The organism is Bacillus sp. FSL K6-1003, assembly GCF_037964945.1.
Lineage (GTDB): Bacteria > Bacillota > Bacilli > Bacillales > Bacillaceae > Bacillus > Bacillus mojavensis.
In genome coordinates, this window is sequence record NZ_CP150176.1 from 629,155 (window position 1) to 644,430 (window position 15,276).

The window sequence follows — 15,276 nt, forward strand, 5'->3', positions numbered from 1 at the left end:
GAACCAGAACTCAGCAAACAATACATTGGCCGGATAAGACATAGAGAAGAAAATAGTGTATGATCTGTTTAAGGAGAGTTTTTACTATGAATGGATTTTCTCATTTTAATGAACAGGGCAGAGCCCAGATGGTGGATATCAGCGAAAAATCTTCGACTGTCCGTACTGCGGCGGCTGTATCAAGCGTACACATGAAGAGTGAAGTGTACGAGAAAATAAAAAGCCATGATATCGGCAAAGGAGATGTACTTGCTGTCGCTCAGGTGGCGGGCATTATGGCTGCGAAGCAAACATCAAATATCATTCCGATGTGCCATCCGCTATCCTTGAGCGGGGTCGATATTTCGTTTGACTGGAAAATAAAAGAAACAGAAGTTATACTTCATATAAAAGCACAGGTCAAAACGAAAGGGAGTACAGGTGTGGAAATGGAAGCGCTAACTTCTGCATCGGTGTGTGCCCTTACTGTTTACGATATGTGCAAGGCGCTTGATAAGGGGATGGTCATCGGCCCTACCTGCTTGCTGGAAAAGACAGGCGGGAAAAACGGTGACTTTAAAAGAGAACTATCCGAGTATAATTTGGAGGACCAAAAATGAATAAGGATCAATCAAAAATTCCGCAGGCGACGGCAAAACGGCTGCCGCTTTATTATCGCTTTTTAAAGAATCTGCATGCGTCAGGAAAACAGCGTGTATCATCTGCTGAACTCAGTGATGCCGTAAAGGTTGATTCTGCCACGATTCGCAGGGATTTTTCCTATTTTGGAGCTCTTGGCAAAAAAGGATACGGATATAATGTTGATTATTTGCTGTCATTTTTCCGAAAAACACTTGATCAGGATGAAATGACAGACGTTATCTTGATTGGTGTCGGGAACTTAGGAACAGCATTTCTTCACTATAATTTCACAAAAAATAATAACACGAAAATTTCTATGGCTTTTGATATAAATGAGAGTAAAATAGGAACTGAGGTAGGCGGTGTGCCCGTCTTTAACCTAGATGATCTTGAAAAACATGTAAAAGGCGAATCAGTTGCCATTCTGACAGTGCCCGCAGTTGCGGCCCAATCGATTACCGACAGATTGGTTGCGTTAGGGATTAAGGGTATTCTTAATTTTACGCCGGCCCGTTTGAATGTGCCGGAACACATTCGAATTCATCATATAGATTTAGCTGTAGAGCTTCAGTCACTTGTTTATTTCTTGAAGCATTATTCTGTTTTAGAGGAAATCGAGTAACCGGAAAGGAGGAGCCCAAATATGCCGATCGGTCCTGGAAGCCTTGCTGTTATCGCAATCGTTGCTCTGATTATCTTTGGTCCCAAAAAGCTGCCTGAGTTGGGAAAAGCGGCTGGAGACACACTTCGTGAATTCAAAAACGCTACTAAAGGATTAGCGAGTGATGATGAGGAAAAAAAGAAAGAGAATCAGTAAGTTAGGATGACACAAATGAAAGTGAATCAAATGTCGCTGCTGGAGCATATTGCGGAGCTTCGAAAACGATTGCTGGTTGTGGCGCTGGCGTTTGTCGTTTTCTTTATCGTGGGATTTTTTTTAGCGAAGCCGATTATAGTGTATCTGCAAGAAACGGATGAAGCGAAGGAGCTCACGCTCAATGCGTTTAATCTGACAGACCCGCTTTATGTGTTTATGCAGTTTGCGTTTATCATCGGGATTGTCCTGACTTCGCCGGTTATTCTTTACCAGCTTTGGGCTTTTGTGAGCCCGGGTCTCTATGAAAGGGAACGCAAAGTAACGCTCAGCTACATTCCGATCTCTATTTTGCTGTTTTTAGTGGGTTTATCTTTTTCCTATTATATTTTATTTCCTTTTGTTGTCGATTTTATGAAACGGATCTCTCAAGATTTGAATGTCACTCAGGTAATTGGAATTAATGAATATTTTCATTTTCTTCTGCAGCTGACGATTCCGTTTGGACTATTGTTTCAAATGCCGGTCATCCTTATGTTTTTGACAAGGCTTGGAATTGTGACACCGATGTTTTTAACGAAAATCAGAAAGTATGCGTACTTTACGCTGCTTGTGATTGCTGCTCTGATTACACCACCTGAGCTTTTGTCTCATATGATGGTGACTGTTCCGCTCTTGATTTTGTATGAAATCAGTATTTTAATATCGAAGGCTGCCTATCGGAAAGCGCAGAAAAGCAGTGCTGCCGATCAGGACGTTTCTTCTTAGCCATCATAAAAAATCCATTTCTCATAGAAGAGAAATGGATTTTCTTTATTTCTGGTTTTTCTTTGTTTTAAATGAAAAGGCGAACATCTTAAAAGAAATGCTGATGTTGTATGCAGCGAACACCATCAGCAGGATGGAGTAAAATGACCACATGCTGCCTGGTGAGCTTGCGGCGAGATAAGTAAAGATGCACCCTACGGCAAAGTAGATCATTCCCCACACTATCGGGTTTCTCATGAAAGTAATCCTCCAATAATCAATTGCATTTGTGTGCTTTGCTGTTCAAGGTATTTCTGAACAGGCTCAAGCTGCATAATGACGACGAATGTATTCATCATTACATGGGCGAAAATCGGCACCCAAATCCGTTTGGTTCTCGCATATAGAAATGCAAAGGTAAAGCCCATTGCTGTATACAGCAGAAGGTGCGTCAAATCGGCATGAACAATTCCGAAAATAATGGAGCTGATCAGTCCGGCAATAAAGAAATTCGTTTTTTCGTACAGCGCGCCGAAAATGATTTTTCTGAAGATGATTTCTTCTAATATTGGCCCGATGATAGAAGAAACGATAATCATAAGCGGGACTGCCTGAATCACATCCAGGATGGCTTTTGTATTTTCTGATTCTCTTCCGATGCCAAATACATAATATTCAATAGAACCGGCTATTCCTTGAGAGAAAAGGGCTATGAAAAAACCGGCTATCGCCCAAAGGATCGATAGTCCGACAGAGTCTTTCTTTTCGTTTCGCAACGTAGTTTTAGGCACAGTTCTGAGAATGAGCAATACAACAATCAGACAGGCCATAAAACTGATGACGGACCATAATCCCTGCGCGTGCAGCAGATTTTCTTTTGTGGGCTGTCCTCCCGCATAACCGAATTTAAATAACAAGGGAATCCCGATTACTGCTGAAAACTGCATGATGATATATGTCAAAATAATAAACCAATACTGTTTTCTCAAATGGTATGTACTCCTTTGTTAAGTGGGTTTCTTTTGTCTACAGCTATTGTAACATAATTGAACGGGGGTGAAAAAACCAAGGGATATCAGAGCTGAAAAGAATGATGTAAGCGTGAAAAATTTTTTATCTTATCACTTGAAATTGGAAGTCAGATTCTTTATTATAAGAGTTGTGTTAGCACTCTTTAGTGCTGAGTGCTAAAATTACATATTCATACTATTGAGGAGGTTATTACATTGTTAAAGCCATTAGGTGATCGCGTTGTCATTGAACTCGTAGAATCTGAAGAAAAAACTGCCAGCGGAATTGTGTTACCGGATTCTGCAAAAGAAAAGCCGCAAGAAGGCAAAATCGTGGCAGCTGGTTCAGGTCGCGTGTTAGAAAGCGGAGAGCGCGTTGCTTTAGAAGTAAAAGAGGGCGACCGCATTATCTTCTCAAAATACGCAGGTACTGAAGTGAAATACGAAGGTACTGAATACTTAATCTTACGTGAAAGCGACATTTTAGCTGTTATCGGCTAATTCTTAAATAAACAAATACTTAAAAATTCGAGGAGGTTTCGTACACATGGCAAAAGATATTAAGTTTAGTGAAGAAGCTCGCCGCGCAATGCTTCGCGGTGTTGATGCACTTGCTGATGCTGTAAAAGTAACTTTAGGACCAAAAGGACGCAACGTGGTTCTAGAGAAAAAATTCGGTTCTCCGTTAATCACAAATGACGGTGTAACAATCGCTAAAGAAATCGAACTTGAAGACGCGTTTGAAAACATGGGTGCTAAGCTTGTAGCTGAAGTAGCCAGCAAAACAAACGACGTTGCCGGTGACGGTACAACAACTGCGACAGTTCTTGCGCAAGCAATGATCCGCGAAGGCCTTAAAAACGTAACAGCAGGCGCTAACCCTGTAGGCGTGCGTAAAGGTATGGAACAAGCTGTAAACGTTGCGATCGAGAACCTGAAAGAAATTTCTAAGCCAATCGAAGGCAAAGAATCTATCGCTCAGGTTGCTGCGATCTCTGCTGCTGATGAGGAAGTCGGAAGCCTTATCGCTGAAGCAATGGAGCGCGTAGGCAACGACGGCGTTATCACAATCGAAGAGTCTAAAGGCTTCACAACTGAGCTTGAAGTTGTTGAAGGTATGCAATTCGACCGCGGATATGCGTCTCCTTACATGGTAACTGATTCTGATAAGATGGAAGCAGTTCTTGACAATCCTTACATCTTAATCACAGACAAAAAAATCACAAACATTCAAGAAATCCTTCCTGTGCTTGAGCAGGTTGTTCAGCAAGGCAAACCATTGCTTCTAATCGCTGAGGATGTTGAAGGTGAAGCTCTTGCAACACTTGTTGTGAACAAACTTCGCGGCACATTCAACGCAGTGGCTGTTAAAGCTCCTGGCTTTGGTGACCGTCGTAAAGCAATGCTTGAAGACATCGCTGTCCTTACTGGCGGAGAAGTCATCACAGAAGATCTTGGCCTTGACCTGAAATCTACTGAAATCGGACAATTGGGACGCGCTTCTAAAGTTGTGGTTACAAAAGAAAACACAACAATCGTTGAAGGCGCTGGCGAAACAGATAAAATTTCTGCACGCGTCACTCAAATCCGCGCACAAGTGGAAGAAACAACTTCTGAGTTCGACAGAGAAAAATTACAAGAGCGTCTTGCTAAACTTGCTGGCGGCGTAGCTGTCATCAAAGTCGGCGCTGCGACTGAAACTGAGCTGAAAGAGCGTAAACTTCGCATCGAAGACGCCCTGAACTCAACTCGCGCAGCTGTTGAAGAAGGCATCGTATCCGGCGGTGGTACAGCGCTTGTCAACGTATATAACAAAGTGGCTGCAGTTGAAGCTGAAGGCGATGCGCAAACAGGTATCAACATCGTGCTTCGCGCGCTTGAAGAGCCAATTCGTCAAATCGCGCACAATGCAGGCCTTGAAGGATCTGTCATCGTTGAGCGCCTGAAAAACGAAGAAATCGGCGTAGGCTTCAACGCTGCAACTGGCGAATGGGTAAACATGATCGAAAAAGGTATCGTTGACCCAACGAAAGTAACACGTTCTGCACTGCAAAACGCAGCTTCTGTAGCAGCAATGCTCTTAACAACTGAAGCCGTTGTCGCTGACAAACCGGAAGAAAACGCCGGCGGCGCAGGAATGCCTGACATGGGCGGCATGGGCGGTATGGGTGGCATGATGTAATCATGCTCCCTGAATTCCATTAAAAGTGGGGTTTATAGACCTTTATTTACTCTGAAAGTAACCAAAGGATAACGAAAGAGTAACATTTTCTACAACAAGGGTCTAAGTTAGAGGTTTTCCATAAGTTCTTTGAACTTTTGGGAAGCCTCTTTTTTCATCTCTTTTGTCACATGTAAATAAACATTTTTAGTTGTAGTCTTCATCCTTGTGTCCTAATTATTCCATTATTTAGGGACGACTACCCCAGCCTCAGCTTATAGGGAGGTATGTGTATGGCGTAATGAAAGGGGTGTAAGTTCAGGATTTAATTCTGCTATTTTAACAAGCGTCTCATTCGCTTCTTTATTTTTTTAATGTAGAGCGGGTAACCAGGTAGATCCTCATCAATACTCGCAAAAACAAAATCTCAAAAGGCCAGATGAGGCCATTAATAATTTTTCAATCTTATAGATTCTCACGCTTGTCCTTCCGTAATTGACAACATCCTGGGCATCGCCTCTTGCGCCAAGAGCCACGCCGATTCTTCCTCGGAAATACCTGCCCATTATGCTGTTGTTCTCATGGGTATGAATGGCTTTTCGGTTTGCCTGAGCCATTACACATATCAATTGTTGCCCGTCATCCGTCAGCATGGTAAATTCCTGTTCTAATGGAGGGAAGAAACCAGGGTCCGCCTGATGGATTTTGGTTGAAACAGGTATATACGCTTGATTAGGTTCTCTTCCGTCACGCTGTCCCCAGTTTAAGCCAGCCTTTTCATGAATAGCTGTATCATTTTTTAAAAGAAGAGGCAAATCAACAATATTTCAAGTTTTGCAGATTAATAGATTCAGTCTCCTGTGCACCTTCTTGAGTAACACCTTGAAGCGTTTGATTTCGCCTTTGCATACGAACAGTGAAAAAGTTAATATGCTGTTCGATGGAGGGGTCTGTGCAAGAAATTACATCCGTTATATTAAATACTTCTTCTACATTTGAATGATTTGCTTCAACCAGCAGTTCTCCCTGATCACGAAACCCCTTCCATGAGAAATTAGCCGAACCGACAAAGGTAACGGAATCTGGAGTTAAATCATCCATGTACCAATGATAAATTTTTGTATGTACTGGTGGCAGAGCTGTTCGGTAGCTGATGCTGATATTAGCGTTTTCATTCATGATTTGCTTGAAGCGTTTATGATCCCATAGTTTAATCCCGTCTTTTTTGCTCATCCCAATGATTAATTCAATTTCTGCATCTGGGTAGGTATCCAATATGTGATACAACAACACACTGGTTGCATAGCCAGAGAGGATTCGCAGTTTCCGAAACCCTTGGCGGTACGGTTCAGCAAAAGCATGTTCCTCTAAATTCTGATGATAGTACAAAAAATCCCCCCCTTTAGTATTAATTACAATTTAATAATAGTAAAGGAAGGTAGAACTTGCTAGCTTTATAACATGTCATAATTCGACATCTTGTGTTAAAATAAAAGGTAATATATACTAATAAATTCATAATATTGGAGTTAATAGACATGACAACGTATCGAAAAGGAGAGCTGTTCTGCGGTCCAGGCGGGCTGTCGCTCTGAGCAAAGCAGGCAGTTGTGATAGATGAAAACGGTCAAGTGGTACTTGATGAAAACGGCGAAGAATATAAAGGAGTACATGCGTGGGCAAAACCAAAGGACTGGAAGGGCAATACGGCGGTCTCTATACGTATGGAATAAAGGTGCTGAATCACTATCAGTCTCTTGCCTTTATAGGTGAGATCGTCGGAGGACTTGAGTCACCTGACGCTCCGAGCTATACTGTTACTGGAAGCGGAGGAGGCGGAACGCATATTTACCATTATGCCGAGCCACGCGCGTTGACGAATCGTGAACGAGCAAGACTACAAACCTTCCCTAACTGGTATGAATTCATCGGCGGAAAAGAAAGTGTCAGAAGGCAAATCGGCATGGCAGTTACCCAAAAGGGAGCAAAAGTGATTGTGGAAGCCATATTAAAAACCCTGGCAGGAGTTCCATACGAAACAGAAGAAGCCAAATGGGATGAAGAATATATTCAAGAGATTCTTAAAACTGGCGAAAACAAAAAGATGAAGCGTTCTGGTAAAGTGAAAAAGAAAGAAAAAGCGCCAGAAGGACAGACAGTGATTGAGCTGGAAGAAACACAGTCGTAAAGGAGCAAAACCATGTTCTGTAAAGAATGCGGCATCGGTATTTTAGATGTGATACACACGGAGGAGCCACCTGAACACTTATCAAAAGCAGAAAAACTGATTTATGACGGAAAATAAAAAGCGGGAAAAGTTTGAAGGGCTTGCTGAAAAGAGGGTTACCGAAACAATAAAGAAAATACGATTAATTGGTAACCTAGTGAATCGCAACAATTATGATTTTACCGATGAACATGTAAAGCAAATATTATCTAAGTTAGATGAAGAGTTACGTTTATTAAAGGTTAAATTTAATGATGGAGAAAAAGAAAAAGCTACGGCATTTAAGTTTCGTAAATAATTAAAGAGGTGTATGAAATGGTAGAAAACAAAATTGGATGGAAATCTGCTGAAAATACTGATAACTCACGCAGTGGATTGAATCATGCAGGTATGGAAAATTTTAAAGACAACCCTTTATATCATGTTCCGCGAGAATTGACGCAAGATGCGCTTGATGCTAAAGATCCTGAAAAAGAAGGACCGGTTCTATTAGAATTTAAAAAGTTTACAGTGAAAAAAGACGAAAATTTGTTTGAATTAGATGAATTCACTGGAATTATTGAAGCAATTCGAGACTCGTGGGGAAATGACCAGAAAACTTATAAACACTTCGATAAAATGTATAATACGATGAAAGATGAAGAGGAAATAGTTGTTTTAGCTGTTCGGGATTTTAATACAATTGGCTTAAGTGATGTTACTAGTGACGACGAAGGTAAATGGAATTCCTTAGTAAAAAGTAGCGGATATTCTGATAAAGTAGCCGGTTCTAATGGATCACGCGGGTTGGGCAAACACGCTCCCTTCTTAGCGTCTAAATATAGCATGGTTTTGTATGGAACACTTAACAAACAAGACGAAACGGGTTTTCAAGGAGTAGCAAAACTTGCCACTTATAAAAAGAATGGAATAAAATATCGCGAAAATATTTACTATGGGATAATAAATGGTTATAAACCAATTACTGATTTATCTTTTTTACCGGATGATTTTAAACGGGAAGAAGTCGGTACAGATAAGTTTATTTTTGGATTCAAATTTGATGCAAACTGGAAAGATCATTTTGTTAAAGTTATTGCTGAAAACTTCCTTTTAGCATTTTATGAAGAAAAACTAAAAGTCAATGTAGATGGCAAAGAGATTTCTAAAGATACTCTACCTGACATTATTGAAGAGATTTGTCAGGCTGAACCTTCTGGACACCATATTATTAAAGAGTTTTACACCGCATTAACTGAGGGACAGCCGTTTAGACTTGATATAAATATTAAAGATGTAGTTGAGCAACAGCCAGTGTTGCTTTATTTAGCTAAAGGCGACGAGTTTAGTAACACTATTTCAATGAATCGATCTTCGGGTATGAAGATTTTCAACAAAGATAACTTTAGAAAACCACCTGTAAGCTTTGCGGGTTTCTTAACTATCAAAGGGCCTGACTTAAATAAAATATTATCTGAGACTGAAACAGCTACACATAAAGGTTGGCATGTGAATGTAAATGAAAACTCAGAGGATGAAGAAGTAAAAAAAAATAAGGAAATCAAAAGGATTATTGGAAAAATTGACAAATGGATTTCCGGAAATGTTCATGGACTAGCTCCTAAAATTAAAAAGGAGTCAATTGACTTAATAGGCTTAGAACAAATCTTACCTAAAAAAAGTGACAAATCAAAACCCTTAACTGAGATTAGCGAAGAAGCTTTAAAAGAGAAAATTAAGTCTATTAAAATCGTACCTCTTTCATTTTCTCAACGTGAACTAATAAAAACTAAGAAAAAGAAATGCAAGAATAACCCAAATCCAACCCCAAAACCACCAAACCCATATCCAAAACCGCCTAGAGAGAAAAAAGGTGATGTTTCAAAAGTACGCTCAATTTATGATGAGATTAATGAATTTTATAAAGTAGTAATTACACCAAAAGTCTCTGGAAATGCAAAGTTACAAATTCAAGCAATGGGTGAAAATGGGAGATTTGTAGATATTTCATTAAAAGATGTAAAGCTGAGAAAAGGTAATCAACTAACGACAGTTTCATTGATAGATAATGTAATTGGTCCATTAGAGCTTGTAAAAGATGAACGTTGTGAATTACAAGTAACCTTGAATGAATTAACACCTTATTCCTTGGAGGTTCATACAGTATGAAAATAAAAAAGACAGCTTATCCTCATCCTGTATTAGCAGAATTTAATGACGATTATACAAACAGCTCTTTTAAAGCCACGCTTCTTGAAGTAACTCCACAAAATGAAGGAATTGTTGAGTTTAAAGTGAAATTTGACCTCAATAATACTCGCTTACAGGAGCTAATTAATAATCATGAAGCGATATTTGTTGCACATATAGAATGTGCAGCTAGTATGTATCGTGACGCATTCACAACCACAAATAGAGAAATAATTTTCTACATTCCTCAAAAGAAACTAACTAAACAAGTAGATGTTAGTTTTATGTTAGTTGCTAATACAACTATCATCGATTATGAAAATGAGTTGTTACATGAAGATTATAACGGGGTAGCACTAACTTTCAAAAAAGGTACGTACTTGGCAGTAGATCCAGGTGTATCTTTACCAATTGAAAAAGATCCAATTGTACCTGCAAAATCAATTTTTAACTTACGTGCTTCAGAAGAAGAGAATCCAGAACCATATGAATTATCTTTTGGTAACGGAATCATTGATATCTATTTACCACCTAATGTATATGACCAAATATCAGATATTCAGCGCTATGAGCAAGTTAATCCATTATTAATAACGATGTATTATTTACCGGCGTTAATAGATGCTTTAACTTATATATGCGAAGTTGAACAAGGGAATAGTGAAGATCCAGTGCAAGAAAGTGAATGGTATAACTCGATCTTATATCAACTAGATCAACTTCAAATTGACCCAAAAAAGATCAATGAAACTGGAGCAGCTGTAATTGCTCATAAAATTTTGAAAGATGTTGTAAATGAGGCTCTTAATTCGTTAAGTGATTTACTTGTTAGCGAATAAAATATCTTGAATCGAATGGATGATAGGAATGAAAAAATTATACTTAGAACATACCAAACTATTAGAGTTAAAAGGCAATATTCAAACAAATTTGAAACTGTATAAATCGGATGAATCTTGGTTAGGACAGGAATTAAGTGTCCCATTTTCTAATCCTGCTCAATTAAAAGTTACAGATTTAAAAAAACGTAGTGCGGATGACTTAGATAATGCTATTCGAATATACACATATTATAAAGATTTACCATATACTTTATCTTCAGATCAAAACTATTGGACTTTGTTAACACATACAGAATATTGGCAGTTTATGCGAGAACGTTGGCCTATTGAAGAAGCTCAAGGAGATCCAGTAGAATTCATAAAAACACGATATTTCTTTGGACAAAAAGGGATGTATCGTAATGGTTTATCACGACTGTGGTGGTATGTAGAGTTAACTTATGATGAGGCATTGGCTGACCCTTATAAATATACAAAACTATTGTTGGAAGATCAGGATTTAGCAGGACAAACAATAGAAAACAGGTATTTATCTCGTAACAAAGTGGCAATGAGAGCTCTATTTGAAATGCTAGATTACGTTGGTAAACAACAAGAAGCTGGGACAATTCAAATGTTAACTGGAAAACAGCGGCGTAATCTTGTTCGAGATACCGCTCAATACTTTAATTTATCAGGAGCTGTTGAAATTTGGGATATATTATCACCAAAAGAGGCAAAAGAGAAATTGACTTTGTGGGTAAATGCTTACCTTAAAGATATTGGTGTCTATATTCCGCATATAACTCAAAAAGCTTTTTAATAAAGAGCGTAAAAAATATACTCCTAAAAAATGTTAACTTATTCAATAAAGGTAACTAAAATAAAAGGCAAAATAAAATACACCATAGATGTGAAAATGGAGTAACAAACGGGTAACATAAGCCCGAAATAAGTAATAATTTAATGTTAAAGATGGTACAAAACGATTTATAAAAATCTTTGGTATAACGCGAGTTAATCAACATTTATTAGCTCGCGAAACATGTTACAATACAAAGGATTTATGGGCGGCATGGTGTAATAAAGGGATATCAACCTTTATATATGAACACCTTAACCGTATTAGAGGGATTATTGTTCTCGGCTTTGTCCTCGTTTCTTACAATTAGGCAAAGCATGACAACAAAAGAGCCAATTACAAGAGAAGGTCTTTCATCAGTTCACTGAACTGCTGGGAGGCCTTTTCTTCCTAATTGGCAGTCATATGAGCGTAAATATTCATTGTAGTATTTATATCTGAATGGCCTAACGCTGCTGGGTCTCTTAATGCCAACTCCTGCTTCATTTAATAAAGAGGTATGGGAGTTTCTGAAAGAATGAGGAGTGATATTCTTCTCGATCCCGGCCTTTTGAGCAACCGTTTAAGCCTGGTTCAATAACTTTTCTAAATTACGTATGACCATCTTTCCGCGCAAAAATAAAACCTGAATCCTGATAAACCACCCTGTTCTCAACTTAGTTTCATTCTGATAAATTTTTTACTTTCTAAGAAGTCGACAAATATTTCATCAATTCGGATGGTACGGACAGGTCCTTTTGTTTTAGGTGTTAGCAGCTGGTTTTTCTCAATATGATTGTTTGGATTGTAAAGGGTCTTTGTGATACGGATCGAACCTAGTTCATCGTTGAATTCTGTCCACTTTAAAGCAAGGAGTTCACCAATTCTTAGGCCAGTATAAGCAAGTACTGTGAAGACCAGATTATCCATTTCTAACCGCCATTAGTTTGTGTGAGCTTTAGAAAGTGAGCTAGGCCCTCTAACAAATAAATAGGTCACTTGTTCCCTGGTAAGTGCCCTCCTGTAGTCCTTATTGATTCTTAAGGGCAGCCTCAGTCGACCGGAAGTTGGAAAAAACCACGTTATATTAAATTAACTCTATCTCAATTTCGGTTTGACTAATCCACGTAATTTTAACTTGGTCGCCTACTTGCGCATTGATATGGCGGAACCATTGTCCAAGTAGCTGAAGATTTCCGTTTCCTTGAAATTGTTTAGCATAAATATCTCCTGCTGTGCTGCATCCAGAGGCTTTGAGAGATGCATTTTGCAGAAACCCATCCGCCGAATTGCATGTGTAAATAATATTGGCACCTGAACAATTGCTGTTATAGATATCTAATGACATTGCTTCCTGTCTTGGAATATGTAAATATCCTTCTCCATATATAGTTCCTCTTGTATTTGTATGCCTGTGAGAGCCCCATTCTAAATGAGCTCGCTTTAATGTTGTAGTGAAAGTATCTCCAGGTTTTGGCACGAAAAAACCTCCCTTTTTGATCATAAATTAAGTCTAATTTTTGTTAAAAATACTTGAAGGTCGCTGAATCCCTTATTTTGAATTCTGGCCAAGAACAGCTCTACTCGCTCTTTTTTTGATAGTTCATTCTCAATACAGTAATCCAGAAAGCCGATTAAGACTTCGCGTGTCATCATAAAGCCCTCGATTTCTCTTTCAACCAGCTTGCTGCTTAAAGTAGTGATCGATTTGAGTTTCTTTTGTCCAGAAAATTTGCTTGATGTAACGTATCCGTAAAAAAATAGTTGTCGATTTTCGAATTGAAGGTAATTTGGAATATACTCTGATGCCATATAGTTGGCTAGGTTTTGCGTTAGCACAAAGCCGCTTGGATAATGCTTTGTGTCAATAATGCCGCATTTGTCTTCGTGTATAAGTAGAATTTCAATCTCCGTTTTCTTTCCGTCAACTTTTGGCTGGTATACTGCTTCAAAGCCAATTGCCTCGAAAATTTTCAGCGTTTCCTTTTCAAACTCTGCTGGCGTCAGCTCACCCAAGTATTTTTCTACAAACGCTTCTGGTACGCTACCCATTTCGCGTACTTGAAAACGAAGTCCATCTACAACTTTCTGGGCATCACGCGGCCCAAATGATGGCAGAAAATAGGGAAGGAGCTCTTCTCTAGTCATCTCTGTTGAGTTGGGAATATCGTTTAAAATAGCCTCGATTTTCCCCTGAATCTTTCCCTGATTGCTAGCAGGCTTTACTACGCCAAAATTACTCGCTTTGTAGCTGTCTACATCAAGACCGCTGTTCTGAGCCATACGTTCTACTGAAATTAGGTATCGTGCATTAAAAGGGTAACGGCTGTCGTAATAGCTAAGCACGTTCTGTGCTTCCCCCACTAAAGTGGGATCGGTCTTTAATACTGACTCGCCGCGCTGATAATCAACAAGCGCTGTATATTCGCACAGAAGCATAAATGTATGCGCCACATCTGAATGAGCTTGGTAATAATCCCGTGCTGCGTTGTCATTTCGGGCACGGTGGTCATATTCTACTGCAACCTCCTGTTTCATCAAACGCTGCTCATCCTGGCCAGCATTGCGGTACGCAATAATTTGTGCAGCCACCTCATCCAGCTGTTTGTCATGCTGTGCAGTCAAAACGAAATAGGTAATTTCCTCCTTTGTAAGATGATATTGTAAATCTGGGCGTTGTACCAGTTTAATTAAAAATCTGGCAGGACGGATACGGAATCCTTCTTCAAATTTCGGACGGAATCCTGCTTCCATGAAATAGGCATTGGGGATCTGGAATGTCAAAATTTGTTTTTTCACATTTTCGTACTCTTTTATGCCATTGATAAGTGCTTTTCCCGATTTTGTTGGTTTGACTAGACCTTCGCCGTCTATGTAGCAGTAGGCAAATGTTTTTAACATGGCGCACCAGGTACGACCTCCCGAGCCATCATTGCTTATATTATTTCGCTTTAACCCTCTTGAGGCTAGCACTTTTTCATAATGTTTATGTGCATCCCTGTTTCCCAGCCATTTTATAGTAAAATTTTCTGTAGCTTCTGCCAGCGCTTTTACTGCATCTGCATGGAAATGTGGATCCCGTTCCGGCCTTGTAATAAACCATACTTTTCGTTCAGTCAACCCTCGTCATCCTCCTTGCTCTTTCTGTTCTCAGTGCATCCTGAATATCTTTTCTCTCTTTCAATGTTTCAAGAACCTCTCGCTTAGATAACTTCTCAGAGGAAACCGGATGTTTTTCATAAAAGAGAACGATCTCCACAATAAGAGGGAAATAGGTATGAACCGCGCTTTCCAAATTTTCTGCATCTTCAACGAATGATATTGCATCAATGCTTTGTTTATATTTTGCAGTTAGATCTTCTAGATTGGGCAGAGTGTTCTTATCCAACCCTCTTTCTTGATGGATTTCTAGAAATGCCTTCCAATAGCGGAGAAACATTACTGCGCTAAAGACAACACCCGTATTCTTATCACGATATATAGAATTAAGTCCTTTTCCGGATTTTTCCGAGAGGAGGCTGTTTATTTCACTATCTTTCATAGTCTTCTTTAATGGAGTGAATATCTCTTGAAAAAGGAGTTGTGAACTTAAATACATTTCAATTAGACCTTTTAAACTGCTTAGAGAAGTATCTTTTGATTCCTTAGACACTAGTTATCACCTGCTTATTACTTAGCTTATTTACTACTTTACAGAACAATCCAACGGCAAAATAATTCGTAACCGAATTATTTTGCCGCCGAATAAATTTGTTGAATAATCCGTCACTTTTTGCCATCTGCCGAGGGATGTTGAATATTATAACAAATAAATCAATCGATGCCGGCAGTAATTTTTGTACAGAACATCAAAAACGAGGACAAT

The 15,276-nt window shown here is 39.1% G+C and carries 19 protein-coding genes; 11 read left to right on the top strand and 8 right to left on the bottom strand.

The genetic code is table 11. The features are described 5' to 3' along the window. Window positions 1-86: 86 nt before the first annotated feature. The 4 genes from moaC to tatC are packed head-to-tail and all read left to right on the top strand — an operon-like array spanning window position 87 to window position 2,203. Window positions 87-599 (top strand): cyclic pyranopterin monophosphate synthase MoaC, encoded by a 513-nt coding sequence (moaC, locus tag NSU16_RS03255; protein ID WP_010333208.1) that lies wholly within the window; start codon window positions 87-89, stop codon window positions 597-599. Further along, window positions 596-1,243 carry a redox-sensing transcriptional repressor Rex gene (locus NSU16_RS03260; RefSeq protein WP_010333209.1) on the top strand — a complete coding sequence of 216 codons (648 nt, stop codon included), beginning with the start codon at window positions 596-598 and terminating at the stop codon, window positions 1,241-1,243. Before moaC ends, NSU16_RS03260 begins: the two co-directional genes overlap by 4 nt. A gap of 21 nt (window positions 1,244-1,264) precedes the next feature. After that, window positions 1,265-1,438: a sec-independent protein translocase protein TatAY gene (gene tatAY / locus NSU16_RS03265; RefSeq protein WP_010333210.1), complete on the top strand. Its 174-nt coding sequence runs from the start codon at window positions 1,265-1,267 to the stop codon at window positions 1,436-1,438. Window positions 1,439-1,444: 6 nt separating this feature from the next. After that, complete coding sequence (gene tatC, locus NSU16_RS03270) at window positions 1,445-2,203, top strand: twin-arginine translocase subunit TatC (RefSeq protein WP_339192066.1); 759 nt, start codon at window positions 1,445-1,447, stop codon at window positions 2,201-2,203. 45 nt (window positions 2,204-2,248) lie between these two features. On the opposite strand, the gene NSU16_RS03275 is transcribed toward tatC, so the two are convergent. Together NSU16_RS03275 and NSU16_RS03280 are read right to left on the bottom strand one after the other, a co-directional pair. Further along, a complete protein-coding gene (locus tag NSU16_RS03275; protein WP_010333212.1) occupies window positions 2,249-2,440 on the bottom strand; it encodes a YdiK family protein in 192 nt (63 codons plus the stop codon). After that, the gene (locus NSU16_RS03280; protein WP_268446499.1) at window positions 2,437-3,171 is read right to left on the bottom strand and encodes a type II CAAX endopeptidase family protein; all 735 of its coding nucleotides are present in this window, start codon (window positions 3,169-3,171) and stop codon (window positions 2,437-2,439) included. The genes NSU16_RS03275 and NSU16_RS03280 overlap by 4 nt, the downstream gene beginning before the upstream one ends. 237 nt (window positions 3,172-3,408) lie before the next feature. Here NSU16_RS03280 and groES point away from each other — a divergent pair, with 237 nt between their 5' ends. Beyond that, window positions 3,409-3,693: a co-chaperone GroES gene (gene groES / locus NSU16_RS03285; protein WP_003155970.1), complete on the top strand. Its 285-nt coding sequence runs from the start codon at window positions 3,409-3,411 to the stop codon at window positions 3,691-3,693. Between the two features lie 46 nt (window positions 3,694-3,739). Next, complete coding sequence (gene groL, locus NSU16_RS03290; RefSeq protein WP_010333214.1) at window positions 3,740-5,374, top strand: chaperonin GroEL; 1,635 nt, start codon at window positions 3,740-3,742, stop codon at window positions 5,372-5,374. 383 nt (window positions 5,375-5,757) lie between these two features. On the opposite strand, the gene NSU16_RS03295 is transcribed toward groL, so the two are convergent. Beyond that, window positions 5,758-6,168, bottom strand: coding sequence for a hypothetical protein (locus tag NSU16_RS03295; RefSeq protein ID WP_339192067.1), 411 nt, complete (start codon window positions 6,166-6,168; stop codon window positions 5,758-5,760). A 1-nt stretch (window position 6,169) separates the two neighbouring features. Next, window positions 6,170-6,742: a restriction endonuclease PLD domain-containing protein gene (locus tag NSU16_RS03300; protein ID WP_339192068.1), complete on the bottom strand. Its 573-nt coding sequence runs from the start codon at window positions 6,740-6,742 to the stop codon at window positions 6,170-6,172. 286 nt (window positions 6,743-7,028) lie between these two features. On the opposite strand from NSU16_RS03300, the gene NSU16_RS03305 reads away from it, so the two are divergent. The 5 genes from NSU16_RS03305 (at window position 7,029) to NSU16_RS03325 (ending at window position 11,393) form a co-directional block, all read left to right on the top strand. Continuing rightward, window positions 7,029-7,541 carry a DNA cytosine methyltransferase gene (locus NSU16_RS03305; RefSeq protein ID WP_339192069.1) on the top strand — a complete coding sequence of 171 codons (513 nt, stop codon included), beginning with the start codon at window positions 7,029-7,031 and terminating at the stop codon, window positions 7,539-7,541. 103 nt (window positions 7,542-7,644) lie between these two features. Beyond that, on the top strand, window positions 7,645-7,878 hold the full coding sequence (locus NSU16_RS03310; protein ID WP_339192070.1) for a hypothetical protein: 234 nt from the start codon (window positions 7,645-7,647) through the stop codon (window positions 7,876-7,878). A 17-nt stretch (window positions 7,879-7,895) separates the two neighbouring features. Beyond that, entirely contained in the window at window positions 7,896-9,728 is a 1,833-nt protein-coding gene (locus tag NSU16_RS03315; protein WP_339192071.1) for a hypothetical protein, read from the top strand. Then, window positions 9,725-10,588: a hypothetical protein gene (locus NSU16_RS03320; protein WP_339192072.1), complete on the top strand. Its 864-nt coding sequence runs from the start codon at window positions 9,725-9,727 to the stop codon at window positions 10,586-10,588. Before NSU16_RS03315 ends, NSU16_RS03320 begins: the two co-directional genes overlap by 4 nt. A gap of 28 nt (window positions 10,589-10,616) precedes the next feature. Continuing rightward, window positions 10,617-11,393 (top strand): DUF6339 family protein, encoded by a 777-nt coding sequence (locus NSU16_RS03325; RefSeq protein ID WP_339192073.1) that lies wholly within the window; start codon window positions 10,617-10,619, stop codon window positions 11,391-11,393. A gap of 690 nt (window positions 11,394-12,083) precedes the next feature. On the opposite strand, the gene NSU16_RS03330 is transcribed toward NSU16_RS03325, so the two are convergent. The 4 genes from NSU16_RS03330 to NSU16_RS03345 all read right to left on the bottom strand — a co-directional run bounded on the left by NSU16_RS03330 (window position 12,084) and on the right by NSU16_RS03345 (window position 15,063). After that, window positions 12,084-12,341 (bottom strand): hypothetical protein, encoded by a 258-nt coding sequence (locus NSU16_RS03330; RefSeq protein WP_339192074.1) that lies wholly within the window; start codon window positions 12,339-12,341, stop codon window positions 12,084-12,086. Between the two features lie 157 nt (window positions 12,342-12,498). After that, on the bottom strand, window positions 12,499-12,891 hold the full coding sequence (locus tag NSU16_RS03335) for a hypothetical protein (protein ID WP_326227805.1): 393 nt from the start codon (window positions 12,889-12,891) through the stop codon (window positions 12,499-12,501). Window positions 12,892-12,911: 20 nt separating this feature from the next. After that, entirely contained in the window at window positions 12,912-14,531 is a 1,620-nt protein-coding gene (locus tag NSU16_RS03340; RefSeq protein ID WP_326227803.1) for an AlwI family type II restriction endonuclease, read from the bottom strand. Further along, window positions 14,524-15,063 (bottom strand): hypothetical protein, encoded by a 540-nt coding sequence (locus NSU16_RS03345; protein ID WP_326227802.1) that lies wholly within the window; start codon window positions 15,061-15,063, stop codon window positions 14,524-14,526. Before NSU16_RS03345 ends, NSU16_RS03340 begins: the two co-directional genes overlap by 8 nt. Window positions 15,064-15,276 lie beyond the last annotated feature (213 nt).